Here is a 2,617-nt window from a genome sequence, read left to right as displayed (position 1 = left end):
ACAGACACGGCTGGAGCTGTTCCGCTGGCTGGCCTACTACAACCGGCGCCGCCGCCACTCCGCCCTCGGCTACCTCACGCCAGTCGAGTTCGAGCGACAGCTGATCTCATCACGTACGCTGTCACTCGTCGCATGAAACCCGGTGTCCACTCCCGAGGTTGAGCCTCACAGCCTCTTGGAGAGCGTCCAGCGCCTCTTCCGTACTCCCTGTCCGATTGAACCAATTCCCCAGGTTGGACAGCGATGCGGCCAGCTCGGAATGATGCTCTTGTTCCCCGATGTCCCGCCAGATCCGAACTGCCTCACGCTCGCCGTCCAAGGCCTGTTCGTGAAAATCCAGGCGTGCCTGCACAGCGCCGAGATTGGACAGCGCGGTCGCGAGTCTTGGGAGGCACTCTTCCGGGTCGTCCTGGGCCAGGTCTCGCCAGATGCGGACGGCCTCAGTGCCCACGAGAAGCGCTTCGCCATGGTGCCGTGTCTGCACCAGCGCGGCCAGAAGGCGGCCCAGCCATTTCACTCGCGAAGCCGGGTCGTCGTCCTGGACGAGGGCGAGACCGCGACGGGTGATGGTCACGTCCGTCTCCGCGAGCGCCACCGACGGATAGGGGATCGCGTTGGAGATTGTCATCAGCAGCTCTGGATCCGGAGGCAACCGCCCGATGACATGGTCCAGCAGGGGAAGCGTGCGCTCCAGCAGAGGCAGGGCGTCCGGCTGGTCGGTGCCCGCACGGCCCAGCAGGGTGATCGCTCGCAGGGCCTGGCGGTGGTCGAGCTCGGTGAGGCACCGGTTGGTGAGCTCCGTTGACGCGTTGAGCTGAGCGATCGTGAGATGTTCTGCGAGCCGGTCGGGTTGGAGTGAGCCCAGCCATTCCTCAGGATCGTGGGGAGGGTAGAGGTCTCGGAGCCAGCCCGCGACCTTCAGGGAGGCGGCGGCGCCCGGCACCCGTTCCAGCAGGGCCACAGCCTCGCTCTCGCTCAACGCGCCCAGCAGGCAGCCCGCGGCGACGATCCGTCCGAGTACCGCCGCACGCAGACCTGCCGTGCCCTCGAGCAGTCCAGCCAGTTCCGCCGTACCGAGCCAGTACCGCTCTTCGTGGGCCAGCAGCTCGCCGAACACGTCCGCGACCCCTACCCGCACCTCGTCACCTTCGCCGCCGGTCTCCCGCGCCCGTATCGCGTGCAGGACCGCGACGAGCGCCGTAGCGTGCAGGTCGAGGATCCGAGTGGCGCCCCGGCCCGGCTCCACCAGCACCCGCGCCGGAGGATCGACGCCGAGCGCCTCCGCGAATCGGGGCACCGCCTCGAGCACGAGGTCGACGTCCGACCGTTCGGTCTCCACGGAAGCACCGAGCGGGCGCTCCGAGTAGGCGTCCGCCAGCTGGGCGCGGACCACCGGCTCGGCGACCTTCAGCCGGTCCCACCAGTCGCCCGCGCTCCGAGCCAGCAGCAGCACCCGCAGAGCGGCGCCGTCGTCTGCCACGGCCGCGCGCAGCAGCGTTCCGAGACCCGTCCGGATCTCGGCGTAGTCGACGACGAGCAAAACCCGTCCGCGGGACACCCCCCGGACGGTCCCCACCGCGTCCGCCTCGGCGCCGTCGGCGACCCACTCACATCGCCAGCCCACCTGGCTGAGCCGATCCGCCAGTTCGACAGCCAGCCTGCTCTTCCCCACGCCGCCAGGGCCGGTCACCAGGCGGATCCGCCCCGGACCACACTCACACCAAGCGAGCAGCTCGGCCAGCTCCCCTCGCCGTCCGACGAACTCCACGATCCGACGGCCGGGAGCCAGCAGTCCGGCCGGCCCCCCATCCGGAGCGAGTTCTCTCAGCCGCCCCACCTGCTCCCGGGCCCCTTTCCGGGCCTCACGCTCGGCGAGAGCAATCCCGAAATACGAACCACTGGCCCCCGCGAGCGCCGCCACCACCGTCGCCACCACGATCTTCCACGCGATGTCCCATCCAGACGGCACCACCAGCGGCAGCACCCCCGCCCCGACACTGCAGAGCAGCCCGAAAAGCACCGACCACACCAAGCGCCCGCGCGTCATGACACCACGATGCCCGCCGCACCACCACTGATCAACGCATATCCCACAACGAGGAGGGCGGCAGCGACCGCTTACCGCTTGCCGTCCGCTAACAGCGGATCCGTTCACCGATCGGGATCTCCGCTGAAACCGCGACGTGGACTTCGCGGTCGTGCTCGCCGAAGCCTCCGCCCCGACACGTGAACTGTGTCATTGAGGTGTTCAGCGTGCCACCGACCGTCTGCTGACAGGCGGGATGGGTTGTCGTCCACAGACAGGTCGCCGGCCTTGTCGGCGCTGACGATTTTCTCGTTTGGCCCGAAGTCCTGAGATTCCGTGGATGCCTGGGCGGGGGGTGAAAGAAGGATCATGGGGAGCAGAAGGGAAAGGAGGCCCACCGAGGCCGCGCGCCTCATGCGGGGGGTTCTTGACACGGCGCGCACACCGGCCGAGCGCTCCCGGGCACGGAGGCTCAACGGGGATCACGGGGAGTCCGGCACGGAGTGGCGGTAGTCCTTGGGGGGCATCCCGTACGCCCGGCGAAAGGAGCGGCTGAAGTCCGTGGCGCGCGTGAACCCCCATCGGGCAGCG

At 69.0% G+C, this 2,617-nt stretch carries 2 protein-coding genes; one reads left to right on the top strand and one right to left on the bottom strand.

Translation table 11 applies throughout. From position 1 onward, the window contains the following. Positions 1–136: integrase core domain-containing protein (locus AB0B45_RS51390; protein ID WP_358146359.1), on the top strand; the 136-nt coding region annotated here is incomplete at its 5' end. Here the strand turns inward: AB0B45_RS51390 and AB0B45_RS51385 are convergent. Beyond that, positions 122–2,047: a tetratricopeptide repeat protein gene (locus AB0B45_RS51385; RefSeq protein ID WP_358146358.1), complete on the bottom strand. Its 1,926-nt coding sequence runs from the start codon at positions 2,045–2,047 to the stop codon at positions 122–124. The genes AB0B45_RS51390 and AB0B45_RS51385 overlap by 15 nt on opposite strands. Positions 2,048–2,617: the final 570 nt, after the last annotated feature.

The organism is Nonomuraea sp. NPDC049152 (assembly GCF_040648355.1).
In the GTDB taxonomy this organism is placed as follows: domain Bacteria; phylum Actinomycetota; class Actinomycetes; order Streptosporangiales; family Streptosporangiaceae; genus Nonomuraea.
This window is presented reverse-complemented; position numbering and strand designations above follow the sequence as displayed.